Genomic DNA, 2,267 nt, shown 5'->3' on the forward strand with positions numbered 1-2,267 from the left:
CCGCAGCCTTTTCGGGGCCGTAGCTCAGTTGGGAGAGCGCTAGCTTTGCAAGCTTGAGGTCGTCGGTTCGATCCCGTCCGGCTCCACCAAGGCGCATTTACAGTGCAGCGTTGAGGTGCCGGCAGCGGCCGTCTCGTCCAGTCAAAGATTCGGCATGTGATCTCCAGATCGCATGTCCGGTTCATTTACATCGTGAAGAAGGGATTTGCCCGATGCCGGCGTAGCCGGCCGGTCGCACCAGACAGCTTCGGCTGGATGGGTGACTGGTTTCGCTGGTTCGCAGGGGTGCTCTCATGCACGTGAGAGTCCTGCGGCGAACTTCGACCCACAGACACTTAATACAATTGAAGTTTCGTGGTCGGGTAAATCGAATGATTGTCTGGTCTTTTCGTTATCACTCACCGCCATTCTCTTCGGCTTCGGCTGTAGGGAGTGAGTAGTGATAATGAGAGTAATCAAGCGTCTTAAGGGTATCTGGTGGATGCCTTGGCGCGCAGAGGCGATGAAGGACGTGGCACGCTGCGATAAGCCATGGGGAGCTGTGAGCAAGCTTTGATCCGTGGATTTCCGAATGGGGCAACCCACCCGCAAGGGTATCGTCACCTGAATACATAGGGTGGCGAAGCGAACCCGGGGAACTGAAACATCTCAGTACCCGGAGGAAAGGACATCAACCGAGACTCCGCTAGTAGTGGCGAGCGAACGCGGACTAGGCCAATGCCTCAAGTCTTCTAACTGGAACCGTCTGGAAAGTCGGGCCTCAGCGGGTGATAGCCCCGTACAGGTGTTGAAGGCATGAGGATACGAGTAGGGCGGGACACGTGAAATCCTGTCTGAACATGGGGGGACCACCCTCCAAGCCTAAGTACTCCTGCGCGACCGATAGTGCACAAGTACCGTGAGGGAAAGGTGAAAAGCACCCCGACGAGGGGAGTGAAACAGTTCCTGAAACCGGATACCTACAAACAGTTGGAGCCCGCAAGGGTGACAGCGTACCTTTTGTATAATGGGTCAGCGACTTAATCTGGCGAGCAAGCCTAAGCCGATAGGTGTAAGCGAAGCGAAAGCGAGTCTGAACAGGGCGTTCAGTTCGTCGGATTAGACCCGAAACCGAGTGATCTAGCCATGAGCAGGCTGAAGGTAAGGTAACACTTACTGGAGGGCCGAACCCACGTCTGTTGAAAAAGACGGGGATGACTTGTGGCTAGGGGTGAAAGGCCAATCAAACTCGGAAATAGCTGGTTCTCCGCGAAATCTATTTAGGTAGAGCGTCGGGCGAATACTCCAGGGGGTAGAGCACTGGATGGGCTAGGGGTCCTTACCGGATTACCAAACCTAACCAAACTCCGAATACCTGGAAGTACTACCCGGCAGACACACCATGGGTGCTAACGTCCGTGGTGGAGAGGGAAAAAACCCTGACCGCCGTCTAAGGTCCCTAAATTGTGGCTAAGTGGGAAAGGATGTGGGGTCCCCAAAACAACCAGGAGGTTGGCTTAGAAGCAGCCATCCTTTAAAGAAAGCGTAACAGCTCACTGGTCTAAATAAGGGGCCCTGCGCCGAAAATGTACCGGGGCTAAAGCCACATACCGAAGACGCGGGTGCATGCTTGCATGCGCGGTAGCGGAGCGTTCCGTAAGCCTGTGAAGGGTGACTCGTGAGAGCACCTGGAGGTATCGGAAGTGAGAATGCTGACATGAGTAACGACAAACAGTGTGAGAGACACTGTCGCCGAAAGTCCAAGGGTTCCTGCGTAAAGTTAATCTGCGCAGGGTTAGCCGGCCCCTAAGGCGAGGGCGAAAGCCGTAGTCGATGGGAACCACGTTAATATTCGTGGGCCAGTGGGAAGTGACGAACGCCGAAAGTTGTCAGGGCTTATTGGATTGTCCTGGCCGCGTAGGAGTTCCAGGAAATAGCTCCCACATTAGACCGTACCCTAAACCGACACAGGTGGACTGGTAGAGCATACCAAGGCGCTTGAGAGAACGATGCTGAAGGAACTCGGCAAATTGCCTCCGTAACTTCGGGAGAAGGAGGCCCCATGCTTGGGCAACCAGGTGTGGGGGGCACAGACCAGGGGGTAGCGACTGTTTACTAAAAACACAGGGCTCTGCGAAGCCGCAAGGCGACGTATAGGGTCTGACGCCTGCCCGGTGCCGGAAGGTTAAGAGGAGAGGTGCAAGCTTTGAATCGAAGCCCCGGTAAACGGCGGCCGTAACTATAACGGTCCTAAGGTAGCGAAATTCCTTGTCGGGTAAGTTCCGACC

Annotated in this window: 1 tRNA gene and 1 rRNA gene; both read left to right on the forward strand. The window is 55.1% G+C overall.

From position 1 onward, the window contains the following. Positions 1–13: 13 nt before the first annotated feature. Positions 14–89 (forward strand) — tRNA-Ala (locus ABJO61_RS11190). A 364-nt stretch (positions 90–453) separates the two neighbouring features. Beyond that, positions 454–2,267, forward strand: a 23S ribosomal RNA gene (locus tag ABJO61_RS11195); the annotation flags it as partial.

Source organism: Parvibaculum sp. (genome assembly GCF_039973015.1).
Classification (GTDB): domain Bacteria; phylum Pseudomonadota; class Alphaproteobacteria; order Parvibaculales; family Parvibaculaceae; genus Parvibaculum.